The 18,825-nt window shown below is 43.6% G+C and carries 18 protein-coding genes and 3 pseudogenes; 15 read left to right on the top strand and 6 right to left on the bottom strand.

The features are described from left to right. The first annotated feature begins 624 nt into the window (after positions 1 to 624). The 3 genes from HMPREF3143_RS22490 to HMPREF3143_RS22480 are packed head-to-tail and all read left to right on the top strand — an operon-like array spanning position 625 to position 2,478. Positions 625 to 1,152 carry a tetratricopeptide repeat protein gene (locus HMPREF3143_RS22490; RefSeq protein ID WP_032675369.1) on the top strand — a complete coding sequence of 176 codons (528 nt, stop codon included), beginning with the start codon at positions 625 to 627 and terminating at the stop codon, positions 1,150 to 1,152. Next, positions 1,133 to 1,690 carry an RNA polymerase sigma factor gene (locus HMPREF3143_RS22485; RefSeq protein WP_039024819.1) on the top strand — a complete coding sequence of 186 codons (558 nt, stop codon included), beginning with the start codon at positions 1,133 to 1,135 and terminating at the stop codon, positions 1,688 to 1,690. The genes HMPREF3143_RS22490 and HMPREF3143_RS22485 overlap by 20 nt, the downstream gene beginning before the upstream one ends. Beyond that, positions 1,687 to 2,478, top strand: a complete 792-nt coding sequence (locus HMPREF3143_RS22480; RefSeq protein WP_070534315.1) for an anti-sigma factor family protein — start codon at positions 1,687 to 1,689, stop codon at positions 2,476 to 2,478. The genes HMPREF3143_RS22485 and HMPREF3143_RS22480 overlap by 4 nt, the downstream gene beginning before the upstream one ends. Here the strand turns inward: HMPREF3143_RS22480 and HMPREF3143_RS22475 are convergent. Together HMPREF3143_RS22475 and HMPREF3143_RS22470 are read right to left on the bottom strand one after the other, a co-directional pair. After that, the gene (locus HMPREF3143_RS22475) at positions 2,470 to 3,030 is read right to left on the bottom strand and encodes a YceI family protein (RefSeq protein WP_070534314.1); all 561 of its coding nucleotides are present in this window, start codon (positions 3,028 to 3,030) and stop codon (positions 2,470 to 2,472) included. The genes HMPREF3143_RS22480 and HMPREF3143_RS22475 overlap by 9 nt on opposite strands. 105 nt (positions 3,031 to 3,135) lie before the next feature. Continuing rightward, positions 3,136 to 3,492: a hypothetical protein gene (locus HMPREF3143_RS22470; RefSeq protein WP_008502540.1), complete on the bottom strand. Its 357-nt coding sequence runs from the start codon at positions 3,490 to 3,492 to the stop codon at positions 3,136 to 3,138. Between the two features lie 386 nt (positions 3,493 to 3,878). Between HMPREF3143_RS22470 and HMPREF3143_RS25330 the strand changes: the two are divergent. The 6 genes and pseudogenes from HMPREF3143_RS25330 to HMPREF3143_RS22445 all read left to right on the top strand — a co-directional run. Next, positions 3,879 to 4,076, top strand: a pseudogene (locus HMPREF3143_RS25330) (nucleotidyltransferase domain-containing protein); the annotation flags it as partial. Positions 4,077 to 4,234: 158 nt separating this feature from the next. Continuing rightward, a complete protein-coding gene (locus HMPREF3143_RS22460) occupies positions 4,235 to 5,011 on the top strand; it encodes an isocitrate lyase/PEP mutase family protein (protein WP_070534313.1) in 777 nt (258 codons plus the stop codon). Continuing rightward, positions 4,995 to 6,041 carry a bifunctional transcriptional activator/DNA repair enzyme AdaA gene (locus tag HMPREF3143_RS22455; protein WP_070534312.1) on the top strand — a complete coding sequence of 349 codons (1,047 nt, stop codon included), beginning with the start codon at positions 4,995 to 4,997 and terminating at the stop codon, positions 6,039 to 6,041. Before HMPREF3143_RS22460 ends, HMPREF3143_RS22455 begins: the two co-directional genes overlap by 17 nt. Before the next feature lie 524 nt (positions 6,042 to 6,565). Then, on the top strand, positions 6,566 to 6,793 hold the full coding sequence (locus HMPREF3143_RS25325) for a DUF1272 domain-containing protein (RefSeq protein WP_072050366.1): 228 nt from the start codon (positions 6,566 to 6,568) through the stop codon (positions 6,791 to 6,793). Between the two features lie 299 nt (positions 6,794 to 7,092). Then, positions 7,093 to 8,178, top strand: coding sequence for an AAA family ATPase (locus HMPREF3143_RS22450; protein WP_070534311.1), 1,086 nt, complete (start codon positions 7,093 to 7,095; stop codon positions 8,176 to 8,178). Beyond that, positions 8,171 to 8,854: an HNH endonuclease gene (locus HMPREF3143_RS22445; protein WP_070534310.1), complete on the top strand. Its 684-nt coding sequence runs from the start codon at positions 8,171 to 8,173 to the stop codon at positions 8,852 to 8,854. Before HMPREF3143_RS22450 ends, HMPREF3143_RS22445 begins: the two co-directional genes overlap by 8 nt. A gap of 150 nt (positions 8,855 to 9,004) precedes the next feature. On the opposite strand, the pseudogene HMPREF3143_RS22440 reads toward HMPREF3143_RS22445, so the two are convergent. Further along, positions 9,005 to 9,406: pseudogene (locus tag HMPREF3143_RS22440) on the bottom strand (hypothetical protein); the annotation flags it as partial. Between the two features lie 35 nt (positions 9,407 to 9,441). After that, the gene (locus HMPREF3143_RS22435) at positions 9,442 to 9,657 is read right to left on the bottom strand and encodes an AlpA family phage regulatory protein (RefSeq protein ID WP_070534308.1); all 216 of its coding nucleotides are present in this window, start codon (positions 9,655 to 9,657) and stop codon (positions 9,442 to 9,444) included. A 530-nt stretch (positions 9,658 to 10,187) separates the two neighbouring features. Between HMPREF3143_RS22435 and HMPREF3143_RS22430 the strand changes: the two genes are divergently transcribed. Genes HMPREF3143_RS22430 through HMPREF3143_RS22420 form a run of 3 tightly spaced genes read left to right on the top strand, consistent with a single transcriptional unit; the run spans position 10,188 to position 14,375 of the window. Next, the gene (locus HMPREF3143_RS22430; RefSeq protein ID WP_070534307.1) at positions 10,188 to 10,862 is read left to right on the top strand and encodes an AAA family ATPase; all 675 of its coding nucleotides are present in this window, start codon (positions 10,188 to 10,190) and stop codon (positions 10,860 to 10,862) included. 26 nt (positions 10,863 to 10,888) lie between these two features. Continuing rightward, entirely contained in the window at positions 10,889 to 12,349 is a 1,461-nt protein-coding gene (locus tag HMPREF3143_RS22425; protein WP_175441133.1) for an ATP-dependent nuclease, read from the top strand. After that, complete coding sequence (locus HMPREF3143_RS22420) at positions 12,339 to 14,375, top strand: UvrD-helicase domain-containing protein (RefSeq protein ID WP_070534305.1); 2,037 nt, start codon at positions 12,339 to 12,341, stop codon at positions 14,373 to 14,375. The genes HMPREF3143_RS22425 and HMPREF3143_RS22420 overlap by 11 nt, the downstream gene beginning before the upstream one ends. 236 nt (positions 14,376 to 14,611) lie before the next feature. Here the strand turns inward: HMPREF3143_RS22420 and HMPREF3143_RS22415 are convergent, their stop codons facing one another. Together HMPREF3143_RS22415 and HMPREF3143_RS22410 are read right to left on the bottom strand one after the other, a co-directional pair. Next, positions 14,612 to 15,250, bottom strand: a complete 639-nt coding sequence (locus HMPREF3143_RS22415) for a hypothetical protein (protein ID WP_049133507.1) — start codon at positions 15,248 to 15,250, stop codon at positions 14,612 to 14,614. Position 15,251: 1 nt separating this feature from the next. Then, a pseudogene (locus HMPREF3143_RS22410) lies at positions 15,252 to 16,500 on the bottom strand (integrase domain-containing protein). Positions 16,501 to 16,961: 461 nt separating this feature from the next. Between HMPREF3143_RS22410 and HMPREF3143_RS22405 the strand changes: the two are divergent. The 3 genes from HMPREF3143_RS22405 to HMPREF3143_RS22400 all read left to right on the top strand — a co-directional run bounded on the left by HMPREF3143_RS22405 (position 16,962) and on the right by HMPREF3143_RS22400 (position 18,611). Next, the gene (locus tag HMPREF3143_RS22405) at positions 16,962 to 17,807 is read left to right on the top strand and encodes a DUF6387 family protein (RefSeq protein WP_042193606.1); all 846 of its coding nucleotides are present in this window, start codon (positions 16,962 to 16,964) and stop codon (positions 17,805 to 17,807) included. Positions 17,808 to 18,084: 277 nt separating this feature from the next. After that, on the top strand, positions 18,085 to 18,291 hold the full coding sequence (locus HMPREF3143_RS25320; protein WP_042193603.1) for a helix-turn-helix transcriptional regulator: 207 nt from the start codon (positions 18,085 to 18,087) through the stop codon (positions 18,289 to 18,291). 20 nt (positions 18,292 to 18,311) lie between these two features. Then, positions 18,312 to 18,611: a hypothetical protein gene (locus HMPREF3143_RS22400; protein ID WP_042193601.1), complete on the top strand. Its 300-nt coding sequence runs from the start codon at positions 18,312 to 18,314 to the stop codon at positions 18,609 to 18,611. Positions 18,612 to 18,825 lie beyond the last annotated feature (214 nt).

Here is an 18,825-nt window from a genome sequence, read left to right as displayed (position 1 = left end):
ATGCGTCAGAGTGGCAACATCAGAGCGAATCTAATGACTTATGAAAAAACCGTTTAATGGGTGTTTTGTATTTTATAAAACCCTGTAATTAATAGAGGAATTGGTTTCTGGAATATAAAAATGATATAGACAGAAAATGAGGCTTGTGCAAATTAAGCTTTGGTAAATAAAGATGGAAACAATGAGTGGGGCATTAATGGATTGCTCTTTTTTATAATTGTTGTTTTTTATATCATTGTTTTTATTGTCTTTTTGTTTTCTTTTGTGGTTCTGTTATTTAACGTTTACGACCCGGTATGATAATTGGTAGGGAGCATTTTAAATATCATGTCAAACGTTATTATTTAAGCGCGCGTAATGTGTGTTTAAGTTAGGGTAACGTTTTTGATGTAAGATATATTATGTCACTTAGGTAATGAAATATATTCTTGTACAGGGTTAAAACTCTGCTATCACGCGTAAGCAATAATAACGGGCAAGCAAAGAGAAAATAAGCTGATTTATTTTCTTTGGGACTGAGGCGCGGGCAGGACTTCAGGACAGAAAAAAATTCACCGAAGAATGAATAAAAATCCTCACCCGGACGTTTACTGACGTCACTCCCCACTCACCCTGGAGTTTTATATGCGCAAAACCTCGTTTCGTTTGATCCCGGTGCTGATTTTTTCTCTGCTATCTCCACTGGCGCTGGCCATGGGCAATAATAGTACCGAGAGCAAAACGCCTGATTGTCCTTCCGGACAGGTGTATGACAGCGCCACGCAGAAATGTGTGCCGGACAAGAGCAGCAGCCTCAGCGACCAGGACAAAACCAACTATGCGTACCATCTCGCGAAGAAAGGCGAGTACCAGGCGGCGCTGAACCTGCTGGATTCGCTGAAAAATGGCAACACGGCTGAAGCGTGGAACTATCGCGGGTTCGCCACGCGCAAACTGGGCCGAACGGACGAAGGGATTGGTTATTACCAGCGTGCGCTGGCTATCGCCCCGGATTACGCCAAAGCCCGGGAGTATCTCGGTGAAGCGTGGATGGTGAAAGGACGTCCCGACCTCGCGAAAGAACAGCTGAAGGTCATTGCCGGAATCTGTGGCCAGTCCTGCGAGGAGTACCGTGACCTGCAGGCCGCCATCAATGGACACCCGGAATCCTGATTTTCTCGTGGAGGGAAAACCCATCGCAACCCGTGAGGTTCGTCAACAGCTCGCCGCACACCTGCCGCGCCTCTGGCGTTATGGGCTGGTGCTGTCGCGAAACAGGGATATCGCCGAAGAGCTGGTTCAGTCCACCTGCGTGCGTGCGCTTGAAAGAAGCGGCCAGTATACGCCTGGCACGCGCATCGACAGATGGCTGTTCGCGATCCTGCACTCCATCTGGATCTCTGAGCTTCGGGCACGACACGTTCGACAGGGGCAGGGATTTGTCCCCAGCGACGAGCTGCTGGCGCCCGACACCCGCGAACAGAATGAGACGCGCCTGCATTACCTGAAGGTGATGCAGCGCGTAAACGCGCTGCCCGAAGCCCAGCGCAACGCGGTATTTTTGGTTTATATCGAAGGCTTTACCTACCAGGAGGCGGCGGAGACCCTGGCGGTGCCGATCGGTACCGTGATGAGCCGGTTGGCGACGGCGCGGGCTCGGCTTGCCAGATCCGCTGACGCACTGCCTCCGGTAAAGGAGAAACGCTCTTGAACGCGCACCGTTTTACACCGCCCTATAACGACGAAGCTATCGTGGCATGGATAGATGGCGAGATGTGTCGCGCCGACGCGCAGCAGTTTGAAGAACAGTTGAAGCGTGACGAACGTCTCTCCGGGCGGACCGCCGAGCTGATGAAAAGCAGCGAGGATTACGCCGGGGCGTTTGCCTCTCTGCTGGACGACGCGCCTTTGGCAGAGATGGAGGCGCGTCTGGCGGCACTTCCCGACCCGCAGGCCTCGACGGCGGCTGGCGTCAGCCGACGGGCGCTGATCGCCGCCTCGGCCAGCTTTTTGCTGGTGGGTTCCGGGCTGGGGTATCTGCTGCGTCCCTCAGCTGCGCCTGCGGATGAGAACGCCCATATCCGCGACCTCGAAGCGCAATATATGTCCCTGTACAGCGTCGAGACGCTGCTGGATATGGACAGCGCAACGCCGGTTCTTCAGCGCGGGCTGGAACGGGCCGCGCAGGACATCGGCATGAGGCTGAACCTGTCGCAGCTTACCCTGCAGGGGGCAGAGCTTAAAATGGTGCGCATGCTGCGCTATGAAACGACGTCTATCGCGCAGATAGCCTGGATCAACGCCGACTACGGCCCGATGGCCCTCTGTATTTCGCCTGTTGATGAGAAGACGACGGTCTCGCTCCAACAGGAGCAGCGGCACAGCATGAACCTGGCGTGGTGGCAGGAGGCGGGCTATCAGTTTGTCCTGATTGGCCGCAACCCGCCGTCTCACCTGCGGGGAAACGCTGAGCGGCTGCAGCGCGTGATCTCAGGATGACGGCACCTTGTTAGTCTGTATCGCAATGGCGATGGCAATACGATCGTCAACGACCAGCGCAAACTTATCCATCCCGTAGGACGCGCGTGATATCGCGGTGGTGGCATCCAGGGTGAGGGCCTGCGCATGCGGGTCTTTCACCACCGCCTCCAGGATCACCGGTCGGGCAATGTTTCGAACGGTCAGCGTGCCGAACACCCTGAACCGTCCGGCGCCCTGGTCGACCACGCGAGAGCTGATGAACTCGATGGTCGGGTAGTGCTCCGCATCAAAAAACATGTCGCTTTTTAATTGCCAGGTGAGCAGCGTGTTTGAGGCCACCAGGGTGGCCACTGGAATGGTGACGTGGATGTGGTCGTCAACGTCGTTATCCGGATTGAGCGTTACGGCACCCGTCACGCCGCTGAACGTCGCCCAGGAGAGGATGCCGCCGAAGGCGTGCCACGAGAGCCGAATGGCGGTGTTTTCGGTGTCGATAAGGTAGCTTTTCGGGGCAGCATGCAGGGAAGGGCATAACAGCAGAACGGTCAGAAAGGCCATAAGGCGATACATAGTGGTTTCTCCGATAAGTGCGCACTGCGTAAACGCCTGAGGTGCTCATTATATTCGAAGAAATAAAAAAGGCCGCAAGCGCGACCTTTTCGTGAGTATAACGACTTACTCAGTGACTTTCTTTTCAAGCTCGCTGGCACCTTCTTTGGTTTTGTTCCAGCCTTTCTCCGCGCCTTCTTTGGTGGCATCCCACCCTTTCTCGGTGCCTTCTTTGGTTTTATGCCAGGCTTTCTGGGAATCTTCGCTGACCTTGCTGCCAAAGCTTTCGCTTTTACCTTCCGCAGCATGCTTCTGTTTCAGCTTCAGCTCTTCACCTTTGTTCTGCTCTTCGTGCAGTTTTTGCTTCGCCTCGTTGGCGTTTGCGTTCGCCGCCGCGACGGTATCGTCAGTTGCATGTGTGGTCGCAGCAAATACTGGGGAAGCCAGCAGAACGGCAGATAATGCGATAATTGTTTTTTTCATAATATCCTCATTTAACGTTATCGGTTATGAGCGTGATTCAGCATGGCACAGGCGAAACGGGATGGCTCTAGGAAAAAACTGTAATGAGATCAACATGTCCTGATGAGAGATATTTAGCCTGAGGATTATCCAAAGGATAAAACGCCTATTTCCGCGAGGGCGGCGAGGGTCAGGAGAATGAATATGATGACGGTTATGGGTCTGTACATGATGGGGTTCCTTCCGGGTTGAGCGGCTATTCCGTAGCGCTGGGTAGGGGTGTTTTTTTATTCTCCATAGGGGGAGGGGCGGTGTCGTTGATGTTGGTCAAAGGGAGAGGATAGCTTCTCAAGCGAGAAGATGAATGAGCTCTGTCAGGGCTGGACGTAGTGATTGTGGTGGAATGATCGCAGATTCACTCCCTTCTCGCTGGCGGCTCGCTTGTTCATGGCGGGTTCGATCAATACTCCGATCTTAATTTTGTCGTTGTGGTAGACCCTCTCTACTATGACGAAATCATGGCTCAGCGTATTGTGTTCGCCGGAACACTGGGTCACCTGCTCCATGCTTTCACCGGGGAACATGTGGGAGAACCTCGTCTGCTTAGCCATGCTGAAAGCCGGAGTCCGGGCCTGAAAGGTTTTGGTCTGTTCCGCACCCCATGTTCAGACGACGTTTGCTAAAAAATGGTCGTCTGAATTTCGGTTGTGAGGTTTTTCCTGAATGCTTAGATTCATTTTCAATCTATCGAGAGGATGTGAATATGAACTTTGCAGAACGCCACTACCAGCACGAACCTCTTCTTATCGCCAACGTCTGGGATGCCGCCAGTGCTGTCGCTGCGCAAAAAGCAGGCTATCAGGTACTGGGAACGTCCAGCGCGGCAATCGCGTCCACACTGGGATATGACGACGGGCAGGGAGTACCGTTTGATGAGCTATTTTATATGGTCACCCGGATCCAGGCTGTGAGCAACCTGCCAGTGAGCGTTGACATGGAAGCAGGGTATGGTGATTCAGCCGAAGAGATAGCAGACAATTTGCGGCGCCTTGCTCAGACAGGCGTCGCAGGGGTTAACCTTGAAGACAGCCGGGTCATAAACGGCGTTCGTCAGCTTGACGATGCCTCTGATTTTTCCCGTAACTTGAAAACAGTGTGCGATACGCTGAGAAGCGAAAATTATAGCCTGTTCCTGAACATCCGGACTGATACTTACCTGCTCGGGCATGAAGACGCGTTGCAGGAGACAATATTACGGGGTCAACGCTATAAAACTGCAGGTGCTGACGGCCTTTTTGTTCCCTGCCTCACGTCAGAGAAAGACATCAGCCTCATTGCAGAGGCAACGGGTTTGCCTTTGAATGTCATGTGTATGCCCGATCTTCCGTCATTTGACAGGCTGAAACGGGCAGGGGTAAGCCGCATTTCAATGGGCAATTTTGTTCATTCAGCGATGCAGTCAACGCTGACTGATGTCATGCATGCGATCCGATCTCGTCAGACGTTTGAAGGGCTTTTTGGTGATGAAAATAACCGATAAGAATTTATGCGATATCTGGTATCAGGCATTACTTGAACGTGCTTCAGACTACACTGGCGTGTTTTTTGTTGGCGTCAAAACCACGGGCGTATTCTGCATTTCGGTATGCCGGGCGCGAAAGCCCAAACGCGAAAATGTCGAATTTTATAAAGATGCCAAATCTGCCCTGGCGGACGGCTTTCGTCCCTATAAGGTCTGCAGACCTGCGGAAAATGCGCACAGCGCGCTATTATTCGTTGAGCAGGCGCTTGCGCTTGTCAGGCGCGATATCAAATCCCGTGTAGCAGACGCGGAGCTTCGTCAGCATGGCATCAGCCCGGAGCGGGTAAGGCGCTGGTTCCTGCAACATCACGGCATCACTTTTCAGGCTTTCCAGCGAATGCAGCGGGTGAACGTTGCCCTGCAGGAGCTGAAAAGTGGACGAGCGGCGACTGACGTTGCGCTGGACAATGGCTATGAATCGCTGAGCGGCTTTGGTTATACCTACAAGCGGCTTACTGGCGCAGCGCCGACTCAGGCAACCCAGGTGATAGTCATTCACCGGTTTACCACGACGCTTGGACCGATGTTTGTCTGCGCGACAGACCGGGGAGTCTGTCTGCTGGAGTTTACCGATCGCCGGATGTTAGAAACAGAATTTCGCGATATCCAGCGTTTATTTAACGCCAGAATCGTCACCGGCGAAAACAGCCATACCCGGCAGACAGTAAAAGAAATCGGCGAGTATTTTGCCGGAACGCGCCGACAGTTTGATCTCGCTTTAGATGCTTTAGGCAGTGATTTTCAACAATCCGTCTGGCATGCGTTGCGTGCTGTTCCCTATGGACTGACCTCACACTATCAGGCCATTTCACTACGGCTTAATAAGCCCAATGCTGTGCGCGCCGTCGCTGCCGCTAACGGTGCCAACCGGATTGCGATTGTGATCCCCTGTCACAGGATAATTGGAAAAGATGGTGCGATGACAGGTTACGGAGGGGGGATTTCACGCAAAGAATGGCTTATTGAGCATGAGAGAAACAATGTTTAATGGCGTGATGTTGCTGTGTCGCCGGGAAATTTTACGGACTTCGCGGGACATGTTGAGGGTACAAAAAAGCCCGCAGGGCTTGCGCCATGCGGGCTTTCAGGACTTCATCAGTCGACTCTGGTGATCGCCGATGGAGAATTTTGGTGCTGGCGTCCTTGTAATTGGTGGGGGAGGTGGTTGAGTTTGTTGGGGATTTTGATTTTTTTGCGCGAAGGGGAAGGCGCAAAAAGAGTGGCGATGGTGTTGATATGGAAGGGATTTTTTTATCTTTTTGATTTTTAAGTTGATTGTTGAGGGCTGGGTTTTGCGTGTTGGTTGAGGCTTTGGTGGACGTTATAGGCTTGTCGTTCGTTTCCTCAAGTGAGCGTTTCTGTCGAATAGTTCACTCTCTTGAATTTTCCAGACTGTAGACCATGCTCATCTAATACACGTGAAAAACAATAGCGTCGTCTATCGCATAAGGAGATACGGGTAGATGGCCTTTGGTATAGCCAATGATGTCCCTTTAACAATAAGAGAGCAACATGCTTGAACTCCGTCCTAATTGCGAATGCTGTGATAAAGATCTGCCACCTGAAACAAAAGAGGCATACATCTGTTCATTCGAATGCACATTTTGCGTCGATTGCGTGACCCAACGGCTTAACGGCCAGTGTCCGAACTGCGGAGGGGAGCTGGTGCGACGTCCAATACGCCCCGAAGCATCCCTCCTGCGACACCCTGCATCCAGTCAGCGTCACTATAAACAGTAGAGATGAAAAAACTATGTTCGCTCCTTGCTCATAACGACCTTCGTGATCCTCCTGGTCGTCCGCTTAGTGCCAGGAGGGGACGTTGGCTGATGTTTTTTTAATTTAAATTCCCGGGGGGAATGTTATATCCATTAAAATATAAAAGACCTTACTTCCTTTATCTTGAAATATCTATTTAGAATCATGCATTCTCGTTGGCGCCATTCTAGAACCATTAAAAATTATTTGCTGAACAGAACTTGAAATATAATTATATTTTTTGTAGGATGATTATTCAACAATAAACTGGAGATGCCTGAATGAACGTCTATTTCGTAGTCGGTCAAAATGGAGTTGGAAAAAGTCAGTTCCTTCTTAAACGAGCGTACGAAGATACCGTATTTAAATCAATAGTTATATGTAATTCTATACACGACAGATTCATCCCTTCCCCTAAAATTAAACGTCTCTCTGCTAAGAATTCAATGTCCTTGCCTAACAATGTGATGAAGAAAGCAATAATGTTATCTTTATCTGAAGGCCCTCACAAGCTTAGCGATATTTCCAGAACACTCATTTATTGTGGCTATCAACCAGTAATTACAGTTACAGTGAAACCTATACGAAACAGAGACGAAATATTTGAATCAAGATTCAATAATGATAATTCAAGCGGTTATATAATAAATGAAATAATGAATCATGGCAGTGAGTCTCTGGAATTCGACTTCGACTTTGGTCGCGCTGATAAAGACTTTAACTTTAGAGAACTATCCATTCTAAACGAAATATTACGTTCTGAAGGAGAACTGCGTGGCAGGAAAATAATTAAACCTATAGAAATATCACTTCACAAGCTAAATGGAGGGAAAATACCATTAGCCGGAGCTAGTTCTGGGGAGTTAAGTTTAATTACTTCATTCATTTATATCTTGTGTGAACTAGATGGTGCAGAACAGTTACTCATTGACGAACCTGAGAATAGCTTACACCCTCAATGGCAAAAAGAGTACGTGAGTAAACTAGTTGGATTAATTGGATATCGAGAGGTAAAAATATTTATTGTTACCCATTCCCCTCTTATTGTGTCTGGAGCTCAGCTTGAGGAATATATCTCCCCATCCTTTTATCATCCAGAAAGTAATGAGTGGAGCAAGTCATCATCAATAAATATCGAAGCTACTTTATGGGAGCAATTTGAAACCATTGGGCCTAAGAGCACATATCTCAGTGAGAAAATAGTTACTATTCTAGATGAATTTCAGTCTAGAAAGCGATCATTTGATGAGACAATTTCTGAAATTACTCTTATGGAAAAAGGTACCTTTGATAAATCTCAAACACTCACTTTTAAAGCCGCTGTAGGTTTGGCTAAAGCAATTGCACAGGAATTAAAAAATGCCTAACGATCCTTTAGAACCTAAGCTAACTACATTTAAGCTTTCAAAAAAAGAAGAAGAGGCCATTGAATTTGCCTTAAGTAAAGAAAATCCTTGGGCTCATGATGATAAGCAATTATCCAGCGTCAAAGATACAATTAAAGATATAAAGAATAGAATACGTGATTTCCATATGCAACGTCAGTCAAACCAATGCTGCTATTGTCGAACAATATTACATGGTACTGGTAGTTTTATGATTGATAGAGAGCATATCTTACCGAAAAGTAAATATAGTAAATTAACTTACAATATCTCAAATCTTTCCGTTGCTTGTAAAAGATGCAATATGGAAATAAAAAAAGACGAGCTTGGCTTTATTCGTTCCATACAGGATATCGAGGCCAATTTTGATGATGAATCTCAATATCTCTTCATTCATCCAAATCATGAGAAATACTCTAACTTCATAATCAGAAGGCAAGAACAAGTAGGTGATCATTGCGCAATAAAGTATATTTATGATGAGGGTTGTGAGAAGTCAAAGTTTACGTATAATTACTTTAAATTAGAAGGGCTTGAAATTGATTCTATTAATGAGACTCAAGGGCTAACTCGTACGGATTCACAAGAAAATTTAAAGCTACGCTTGGAACAAGAAATAGAAAGACTACGTAACCAACTAAATGCACTAAATATATAAAAAGAGACTTATCCTCTAATTCAGGTAGAGGCACATTAAAAAATACATGTTCTTTTTTCGCTCATGAACGATAATTCCACTCAAATCTCACCATTGCAGGAGATTTGAGTGTGAACATGTCACCGTGGAGCAAAAAACATATCATCGGCCTTCATCGAGGCGGAAGTGATCCGGCAGGATGTCGGAAGGCCTTTCCTGTCGCAGGCGTTCAAGCTGACCGCTCCAGTCCTCCAGTACCTCACCATCAGGGGTCATTAGCCGGGCCATCTGCACACCCGCGTGCGCCAGTTTTACGGCGATTTTCAGCAACTCCTCCTCGCGGATATCGCCTGTGCGAAGTACCCGGACGTAGAGCGCGTCAGGTCTGATTATGGTCAGGTTATCCAGATCGGCCAGTTCATCCGGGCCGAGTACCACCGGAGGAACATCATCTTCCCGGTCGGGATCTTTTCGCCACACGCGTGAAGTCTCCCATGCCAGGCTTCCGGCCAGGATCACCACTTCGAGCGTGCGGTCTGGAGACTGCTTGTTGAGGAAAGGGGCGCGTTTCATGATGGGGTATCGGTCGGCTCATCCATGAGCGTAGATTAACGGATGGCGGCGCGACGCTGCTGCCACTGACGGATTTCAGCGGCATCGAAGACCACTAGTCGGGAAGAGAGATGGACGGGGCGGGGAAAGTCGGTGGTTTTAATCAGGCCGTAAACTGACGATTCGCTCATCGCCAGAAACTGAACTACTTGCCGCATACGCACATTGCCGCTTTCGGGAAAAGCATCGCTGCTGTCAGCACGGGTTTTCATGATTGCACCTCACGGGAACAGAGTGTCGAAGCGGTTATAGCGCGGAACGGAGAGCAGGGGGATAGGTCCGGGTGAAAAAGTTAAGTCCGGATAGAAAGTAATGAGTCCGGGAAGAATTTATGGGCTGTTAGAATGAGTATTTTTACAATTAATTTATTGAAAATAAATGGTTTTGCTTCTCTCTTTTTCAATCAAGCCCCTACATGCTGTAGGTTAACGAATGTCAACGCACGACTATAAACACTTCACTATAGCCGACACTATCTCTTAGTCAGTTAAGAACGCAAATCCTGATTTTAAAATAAATGGCTAATAGGGGGATCCTTTAATAATGAAAGTAAGTCTTGATTAATATAAAAAACTAATTGGTTATAGCCATTAGTTATAGAGGGGGGTATTTTTTTAAAGATGATTTCCTAGTGTGAAAGCGTATTGCTATATTTTTATCTGTTGATTTTGTGAGTGTTTTTCGTTAAGTTTTATGTGTTTTTAAATGGGTGAACAAAAAATACATTTCTACAGGAGGTTTTGTGTATATATCTTTTCTAAAAATAAATAACTTCAGAAAGTTTGGAGAGAATGAAAACATTATCGGTTTTGTTCAATCGCATAGTGATTCGCCACAAAAGGATTTAGTCGCGTCATCAACAACACTAGTGATTGGAAAGAATAACTCAGGAAAAACAACTGTAACAAAAGCATTGGAACTTCTGCTCTCTGACTCAGAAAAAATCACAGGGCACGATTTTAATTATAATTATTCAAAAATGATACTTAAGCAAAACTTTGATAACAAACCGCACATTACACCAAAACTATCTTTTGAAATAGAAATTATTTTAGATGACATGACGAATGATCTCATCGGTGATTTTCAACCGTTTATTGATGTAAGAAAATTATTAAATGAAGATGTGCGAAAAGCAAATATCATTATTGAGTATGAAGTTAAAATAAAAGCAGACTATATAGCTAAAATTGAAGCACTCAAAGAAGATTGTTCCAGTGGGAACCATAATCCAGAAGCAATTTTTAGGAAATATCTCGATATATTATCTAAAACACAATTCAGAAGAAGGATAAAAAATTATCAAGATATAAATGTTGATACTTTAACCCCAAAAAACATCATCGATTTACGAGTTATCTCGGCAGCAAAAAATATTCATGATAAAAGATTACTCACAAATCATTCAATAAAATAATAAAATATATGTATGAATGTGATGAGGTGGAATATAAGGGAATACTAAGTTTAGTTGATGGAAATAATGAAAATCTAACCCAAAACATTAAAATAAAACATCAATCAGGTGTTGAGAGAATTTTAGCAAAGATAATATCGGATAAAGATATTGGGATAGAACTCAGATCCGAATTGACATTTGATAAACTAATGTCGGACTTGATAACTTATGAGCATAAAGATGGAGAGTTTCTTGTTCCTGAGAGTCAATTCGGTTTAGGTTATGCGAGCTTAGTTAGTATTATCGGTGAAATAATTGACTATACAAATCAAAGTTTGAAGGAAACAAGTCAAAGCAGGATTAGGCTTTTATGTATTGAAGAACCAGAAGTCTTTATGCACCCACAGATGCAAATCAATTTCATCAGACATATCCAAGAAGCATTGAATGAGATTTTATCATCTCATGTTGAAACATTGACGTCTCTTAAAAGTCAAATACTCATCACTACACATTCATCTCATATTTTAAATAGCGTCATACATAGTAGTAATACTTTTGATGATATTAATTATATTTATCTCAAAGATGGGAATGCTGCGAGTGTTTTACTAAAGGATAGAGATATTGCAAATACAAAAAAGAAATCATTACAATTTGAGTTTATTAAGAAACACATAAAACATCAAACTCCAGATTTATTTTTCTCTGATGCTATAATATTTGTTGAAGGTATTACAGAAGAGCGAGTTTTGAACTCATATATTGAAGATGATCCCGTCCTCAATCGAATGCACATTTCTGTTTTCAGAATTGATGGTGCACATGCAAAAGTTTACGAAAAGCTAATTAATAAAATTCAAATCCCCTCCTTGATCATTACTGATATTGATTTCAAAAAAGATGTTAAGAAAACCGATAAAAGTATAGTTGCACATACTGAAAGTAAAGATAATTTTTGTGACGTTGATGACGTTGATGACGTTGATGACGTTGATGAAAGTGACAAGATTGTTGAACAAATATCTGTTCTTTCTGAAGACTTAATAACTACAAATGCAACTCTACGTCATTTTTATAGAAACAGAAAGATTGCAGCCTTAAAAGATTATTATGTAAAAGATAATTTGATGGTTGTTTTTCAGAAGGATGGCATTGGTATACCAACAGAATGTCCTCAAAAATTTTATTATGCTACTAGTTTCGAAGAGGCACTAATTTTAAAGAATTATAATAATGACTTACTATTAAATGTCCTTCTAAAAGTTATAAAAAAAGAAACAATAAAAACCCTTGGCAGTCCAAGGGATGTTTGTAACATAGCTCATAACTCAAGGCAACTACAAAAGTTACTGGCTCGGAAAAAAAGTGAATTTTCTAATAATCTTATATTCTCTTTAGTTACAACAGAACAACATAAACCTGAGCTTCCTGATTACATTTTGAAGGGATTTGAATGGCTCACGTTAAAATTAAAAAGGGATGGCGTAACCTATGAAATTTGAACTTGATCAACAACAAGTTGAAGTCGAAAGAAATGTCGAGATTGAGCTTTTTAAACTGATAGAAAAATCTGAGTCTTTCTATTTTATTTCTGGGGCTGGGTCCGGAAAAACACATGCTCTCATCACAAGTGTTAATAAATTTATAAATGATAATTACACGCAACTGATATTAAATGGTCAAAAACTTCTATGTATTACATATACAAATAACGCAGCAGATGAAATTAAACATAGATTAGGCGATAATGATTTAGTAATAACCTCTACAATCCATTCTTACATCTGGGATCTTGTTAAATTCCATATGGATTTATTACTTGATGAGCATGTTATTTTCTTGAATGAAGAAATAGAAAGAATTTACAGTGAAATTTATGAACTACGAACAGATAATGCAACTTTATTGAAAGTGAGAAGTTTGAAAGAACCTCAACTAGATGCAATAATAGACTATATTCTTGTAGATAAAAATGATTTTTATGAGTCTCTTAAATCAGCCTCTAAGTTTTGGACGTATTTAAAAGGAATTACTGATGAAGAGGTGTTTAAGCATCTAAAAGGTAATTATCAGCAATTATCAACTGTTTTTAAGAAATTAGTAAAATCTCAAGAATTCAAACGATGTATATGTAATATTGAGAAAAAAGAAGAACAGTACACTACAATAAAATACTTCAATACTAAAAATATTGAAGTTTTATATAAAAACATTATCGGGCATAATACGTTGTTAATATATGCATCCAGATTGATTCAAAAATATACTTTGCTTTCAAAATGCATCATAGATGCTCATCCCCTTATTTTTATTGACGAATATCAGGATACGGATGAAAATGTTATCAATTTATTTTTAAGTGTAGATAATATTGCAAAAGGAGGAAATAAGAAAATGTGCTTAGGTTTCTTTGGGGATCCTATGCAGACAATTTATAAACATAGCATGCATAAAGAATCGCAAAGCTTAAAGAAATTGGTGAAAAACATTAATAGGAGATCGCATCAGAATATTGTTGAGTGCATTAATAAAATTAGAGGTGATAATCAAGATGTTAAACAAAAACCAATAAAAATATACGCAGAACAATGCTGCCCATCGCTGATTATCGAAAGTGAAAAAAATTATACGAATAACTATTTATCTTCCATAATTCAGAGGCATAAAAGCGAATGGAGCATAAATGAAAATTCCAAACTTGCCTGCCTTGTTCTCAAAAATGAAATGCTGTCTCAGCTCCTTGGATTTGAAGGTCTTTTTTCTACTATGCTAGATATCTACCAAACTGAGCATGCAAAAGGATTTGAGATGATTGGTTCGGAATTTTTATTTAGAGAAATAAGGTATGCCGGTTCCTTACCATCTATTCTGCATGATTTATTGATGCCACTTTATCTCTTGAAAAGAAAAGCGAACTTTTCGGTTTCAGATTTTTTCAATGTAAAGCCAATTTCAAATCATAACTTGTCAGATGTTTTAGATTCTATAAAAATAATTGAGTCATTAAAAGTTAAATGCTTAAGTGATTTTGTACATGAAATATCTGAAATATATGTTGGGCAGGAAGCGGAAATTCAAAGTCTGATTAGCTATAACTTTCATCTTGTTATCGATGGCTTAGAAAGTGCGAAAGAGAAAATTATTGATAAATGTAGGTTTAAGGATACGGAAAAGATTCCTCAATTATTGGATGAATTATTTAAGATTGATATGGAACAGTTTTTCCTATGGCTGGATTTTATTTATCAGACTTATCCAGAAAATTTAGTTTCATACTTGACTTGCCATGCCTCAAAAGGTCTGGAGTTTGATAATGTCATAATTTTTCTTTCCGATTCTTTCAATAGAAAAGAAGGGTATTTTTCTAATCTCTTAAACTCTGATATAAATTCCATTTTGGAACCTCAACTTGAGTCAGCAAGAAGATTACTTTATGTTTCAAGTTCAAGGGCTGTAAAGAATTTAAAAATTTATCTTTTTACAAATAAAGAAATTGATAAATCTAAAGTTGATTATTTATTTACCTGATATATGAGTTGACTAATTTATAGCGAATGCCATGGATGGCTCAACAGACGGTTCATTCTCAATGAATATTTTGCTACTCCTACATACTTTGAGATTTTTTAGTTCATATTAGAATCAGCTGGAACTGCAAGTTCCATAGAAAATGCCTAACCTAGTATCTTCAAAGACTGCTCTTGGCACTATGCCGACTATGTGTCTAGAGGAGTCTGCAGCATTTCAGTACTGGTAGCAACTTCCTACGCTTCCTTTCCCATCTTCAACACCTCATAAAATGTCCCTCGCCCAAGCCCGTCTGACGGCAATTCCTGTTCCTGAGCCAGAGCCTTAAGCTTTCGAAGTATCCGATCCGAAGCCGGTTTATCAGACGTACCATAACGCCCGTCAGTCTCCTCTACCAAAAGCTGAACCAGCAACCAGCAGAGTTGGGCAGTATTCTCCCTCGCTTTGTCGCGCTTATGCATTCCTCGTTGGGAAGGTTGTGCTGAAGCAGTTAGATCCGGCAGCGCATCGTCGCCGAGCATCTTTAGCCACTTGCGGCCACGGCTATTACGCGACAGTTTCATCACCGCCTTCAGGCTGCGGGCCTTAATTTCTGGCGGCGTCAGTTCGTCATCAATAAGCCGCCAGGCCAGCGCGAACATCTCATCGGCATAGAACATGCGTTTGTTCGCCGGGGCACTGACCATGCCCGTTGCCTTGATGGTGCGGCTGATGGCGTCGTGCAGGATACGGTAATTTTCCTGATGTTCTTCCGGCAGGGCATTTGCTGGTTGGGATGCATCAAGGCCGAGAAGCAGAAGGGCGAGATGCCGCGCTTCCAGCAGCGGCATATCACATTCCCGTTCAAACAGATTCTGACGAATGGGACTGATCACATTATTCTCCTTCCACGATCTGCAGCGGTTCTTCTGCACCGAGCAGCGCCTGCCGTCTGGCGGCATCGACGTAGTTTCCCCACCACTGCATGAGCGGTCGCCTTTGTTCCAGGTAATCGCTGCGGTTGTAGGCCGCTTCGATCTCGTCTTCTTTCTGGTGCGCCAGTGCAGATTCCAGGACTTCACGGGGGAAATGACCTGCGCCTGCGGTCCTGGCGATGCTGCGCATGCCGTGGGCGACCAGTTCACCGCCAAACCCCATACGGATAAGCGCGGCGTTCGCGGTCTGCTGGTGCATATGCTCCAGTGGTTTGCGGATGCTGGGGAACACCCACGGACGATGGCGGCTGACGGGCTCCATGATCTGAAGAACGCGCAGCGCCTGTTTGCTGAGAGGCACCGTGTGCGAACGATTCATCTTCATAAAGGTGTCAGGGATGCGCCATTCCGCTTTTTTCATATCGATGTCGCACCAGCGAGCGCTGACGGCTTCGCCGGGGCGAACCCAGGTCAGTAGTTCCCATTCGATTAGACAGCGGGTTTCCTTGCGGATAGAAGCGTTCTGTAGCGCCAGCATTAGCCTGCCCAGTTCACTGGGGTGAAGGGCGGGCATGTTCTGCTTTTTCGGTTTCTTGAAACGGGCGACCAGGTTGTCAGCCGGGTTAAACTCGATAAGCTCTTCGGAGATGGCGAAGCGGAAGATTTCATTGAGCCGTGAGATCACCCGCCGCAGCGTTTCGAGGATGCCCTGTTCTTCCAGCGGTGTAAGGTGTTCCTTGAGCATCTTCGGGCGGATCTCAGTGACGGGCGTACTACCCAGAGAGGGGAAGACGTGCATCTCCAGCGAGCGCCAGACATCTTTGGCGTGATCTTCGCTAAGATCGCTGGTCCTTTTTTTCTCTTTGAGCCAGCTGTTCCGCAACTTTTTCCAGCGTGCATTCATTCTGGAGTCGTTGCTCCTCTGCAACCTGCTCCAGATGGGCCTGCGGGTCGATACCCTGCACGAGTAAACGCCGGTATTGCAACCTGAAATCTCGCGCCATGGCGAGGGTGACAACCGGGTAGGGGCCAATGCTGATTTTGGTCCGTTTTTTCAGCGCCGGGGGAGTGTATTCGAAGTACCAGATCTTTCTGCCGGATGGCTTAATCAACAACGCCAGCCCGTCGCCATCGCGCAGCATATACTCAGTCTTCTGCGGTTTGGCGGCAGCGATCTCGGTATTGGTTAGTGATTTCAATACCTTAGGCATGTTTTTGCACCTTGTTTTTTTAGCGTTCAGGCAACGCGGTGCAAAACAAGATACATAATGCTCAAGATTCATACAGAGATCATGACCACACATGCAACAAAAAAGCCTGCAACTCGTTGAAGTTACAGGCTTTTTGAAGGTTCATGATGCATCATGAATGAATGTTTGGTGGGCTGGCGTCTCTATGATTAGTTATTCAACTTATTGATTTTTATATTAATTTTCTATTTCTATTTTATCGGTGGTTCTAAAAAGGAACCATAAATCTTAATGGTATGAGTTCTCACGATTAGCTGACTGGCAAATTGTATCAAAAGATAATAAATCCTCAGTTCAGCTACCAACTGGGAGTTGAACTGCGTAAGCAGGATCTGCTTTCCACCGATTAGTGTATACGGTAGTTTTTCAGCATAACTGAATTGTACCCGTAGGGCAGTACCAGCATAGGTGGAGAATGGATTTTGAACAACTGGTCTCTAGAGCATACAAAAGAAATCAAAGCTTGGCTTAACATAGATAACTATCGCAAGTTTGAAGATCTCTCATTAATACACTTCTATCACGAGTTATGGGCCCGGAATCTGTTCTTTAAGGAGTATCGGGAAGAGTTTGAGAGCAGAACTCTTATGAGTTACTTCTCAAAGATTTTCACCGGCAACCCTTTTTTGATTCCAGAAGGGCAACTTGGATACATGACTCCTGCCAACAAACTTTTTCAGCCTCCCCATTTTTTTCTAACAACTCTTGATCGCCTTGCTGAAACGAGCATTATTGCTATGCAACGCGGAGGTTTTGTTTGGCATGAAGGTGACAATTATTCTATAAACGCAGAGCTTCGAGAGGAATCACTTTCAGACATTATGCCCGATCAGTTTACACGAACAGTCATGTTCGAGATTGATTTGGCAAGTGGCACAGACGAAGAGATTGCAGAGTCGCTTAAAGCTGCATTACCGCAATGGCGTAAAGTTAAGGGTATTGATGAAAACCCATTGGAATCTGTTCGTTTTGGATACGGAACTATCAAGAAACTCATCAGCTATCGTGTAATACCTATGCTGGATATCCTGGTGTGGGCAGCCGTTAAAAAAATCCGTGTCTCTGACGACAGGTTATCCAGACTACTGTATACAGACGATGACGAAGAAAGCGAAATGAGGCAGTCCAGCCAAATCAAAGATACCGACAGGCCTTTGGCTCTTAAATCCTGCACAACTGACTTTATCCGACAATTCCATTACTTCATGAACAAAAATAGCCATTTGAAGCAAATGAAAGTCTCTGATGTAATGAAACTATCGGATTAGTATTTTATCTATAACTGTCTGTTTTTAACATGAAAAACCAAAAGCATCATTGTAAATGATGCTTTTTTTTGCGATTTTTACTTTGAACCGGCCATTTTGCCACTTGCCATAAAACAGGGGAATTTCAGCTACTCTCAAGTTCCCCTGTTTTGTACGGCACCAACTTCGAGAAAACTATCCTGCATAGCAGCGAAGAACCTCCGCTTCAGGAGCTTCACTCCTTTCTTTTCCCAAGTGTTCGTATAGTGACTTCACCGCAACGACAAGGGAAAACAAAATGAAGAATCAAGCAACCCGCCTCATACGCTTACCAGAAGTTCTCGAACGAACTGGCTACGGAAAAGCCTGGATCTATCGTCTGATCAGTGAAAGTCGGTTTCCGGCACCAGTGAAGATCGGTGTTCGTGCCGTTGCTTTTGTCGAGAGTGAAGTTGACGAGTGGATTCAATCAGTTATCGAAACAAGTCGAAATAATGTTGCTTAGTTAATTTGGGGAGACATGTTATGAATATCGAAGAATTTGTGAGTGAAGATAACCATATGTGCAATTTAGGCGATGATCTTTTTTACAAGATCTTCGAGTTGGGGGCAATCTATGATTTACCTGATAATGAATTTAACAGAAAGATTGTTTACTGGTTAAGCCAGTATTTAGTAGGGAATCTAAGGAAACCGTTAGATGAGATCTCTGAGCTTAATGCTTCCAAACAGATATATGTTTACGAGACCTGGCTCTCGTTAATTAAATGCCCTGATGAAATGAAACTTTTGGCGAAGCGGATAATTCTATATCTATTGGATTAATAAATTTTTATGAAAATGTAAAGTTTGGCTGAATATTTTTGCTTAAAACTTTACAGAATAACTTACATTATTTTTATGACCGTTTATTCGCAAGGCAGTGAGATAATTTTCGAGGTATTAGGTGTACATAATTTTAACTAGATCTACCTGATGATAATTTGACAAGAATAATCGTCTATCTCACTGTTTTAATTTAAATAAATATCTTAATCGA

Origin of the sequence: Enterobacter sp. HMSC16D10 (assembly GCF_001807145.1) — a bacterium.
GTDB lineage: Bacteria > Pseudomonadota > Gammaproteobacteria > Enterobacterales > Enterobacteriaceae > Enterobacter > Enterobacter roggenkampii.
The sequence above is the reverse complement of the archived record's forward strand: the minus strand, read 5'-3'. Positions and strand labels throughout refer to the sequence as shown.

Excerpts from the sequence above, each read along its gene's own strand:
- HMPREF3143_RS22450 (WP_070534311.1), top strand. The coding sequence starts at position 7,093 with ATGAACGTCTATTTCGTAGTCGGTCAAAATGGAGTTGGAAAAAGTCAG.
- HMPREF3143_RS22485 (WP_039024819.1), top strand. The coding sequence starts at position 1,133 with ATGGACACCCGGAATCCTGATTTTCTCGTGGAGGGAAAACCCATCGCA.
- HMPREF3143_RS25325 (WP_072050366.1), top strand. The coding sequence starts at position 6,566 with ATGCTTGAACTCCGTCCTAATTGCGAATGCTGTGATAAAGATCTGCCA.
- HMPREF3143_RS22420 (WP_070534305.1), top strand. The coding sequence starts at position 12,339 with ATGAAATTTGAACTTGATCAACAACAAGTTGAAGTCGAAAGAAATGTC.
- HMPREF3143_RS22490 (WP_032675369.1), top strand. The coding sequence starts at position 625 with ATGCGCAAAACCTCGTTTCGTTTGATCCCGGTGCTGATTTTTTCTCTG.
- HMPREF3143_RS22400 (WP_042193601.1), top strand. The coding sequence starts at position 18,312 with ATGAATATCGAAGAATTTGTGAGTGAAGATAACCATATGTGCAATTTA.
- HMPREF3143_RS22435 (WP_070534308.1), bottom strand. The coding sequence starts at position 9,657 with ATGAAAACCCGTGCTGACAGCAGCGATGCTTTTCCCGAAAGCGGCAAT.
- HMPREF3143_RS22445 (WP_070534310.1), top strand. The coding sequence starts at position 8,171 with ATGCCTAACGATCCTTTAGAACCTAAGCTAACTACATTTAAGCTTTCA.
- HMPREF3143_RS22475 (WP_070534314.1), bottom strand. The coding sequence starts at position 3,030 with ATGTATCGCCTTATGGCCTTTCTGACCGTTCTGCTGTTATGCCCTTCC.
- HMPREF3143_RS25320 (WP_042193603.1), top strand. The coding sequence starts at position 18,085 with ATGAAGAATCAAGCAACCCGCCTCATACGCTTACCAGAAGTTCTCGAA.
- HMPREF3143_RS22455 (WP_070534312.1), top strand. The coding sequence starts at position 4,995 with ATGAAAATAACCGATAAGAATTTATGCGATATCTGGTATCAGGCATTA.
- HMPREF3143_RS22470 (WP_008502540.1), bottom strand. The coding sequence starts at position 3,492 with ATGAAAAAAACAATTATCGCATTATCTGCCGTTCTGCTGGCTTCCCCA.
- HMPREF3143_RS22460 (WP_070534313.1), top strand. The coding sequence starts at position 4,235 with ATGAACTTTGCAGAACGCCACTACCAGCACGAACCTCTTCTTATCGCC.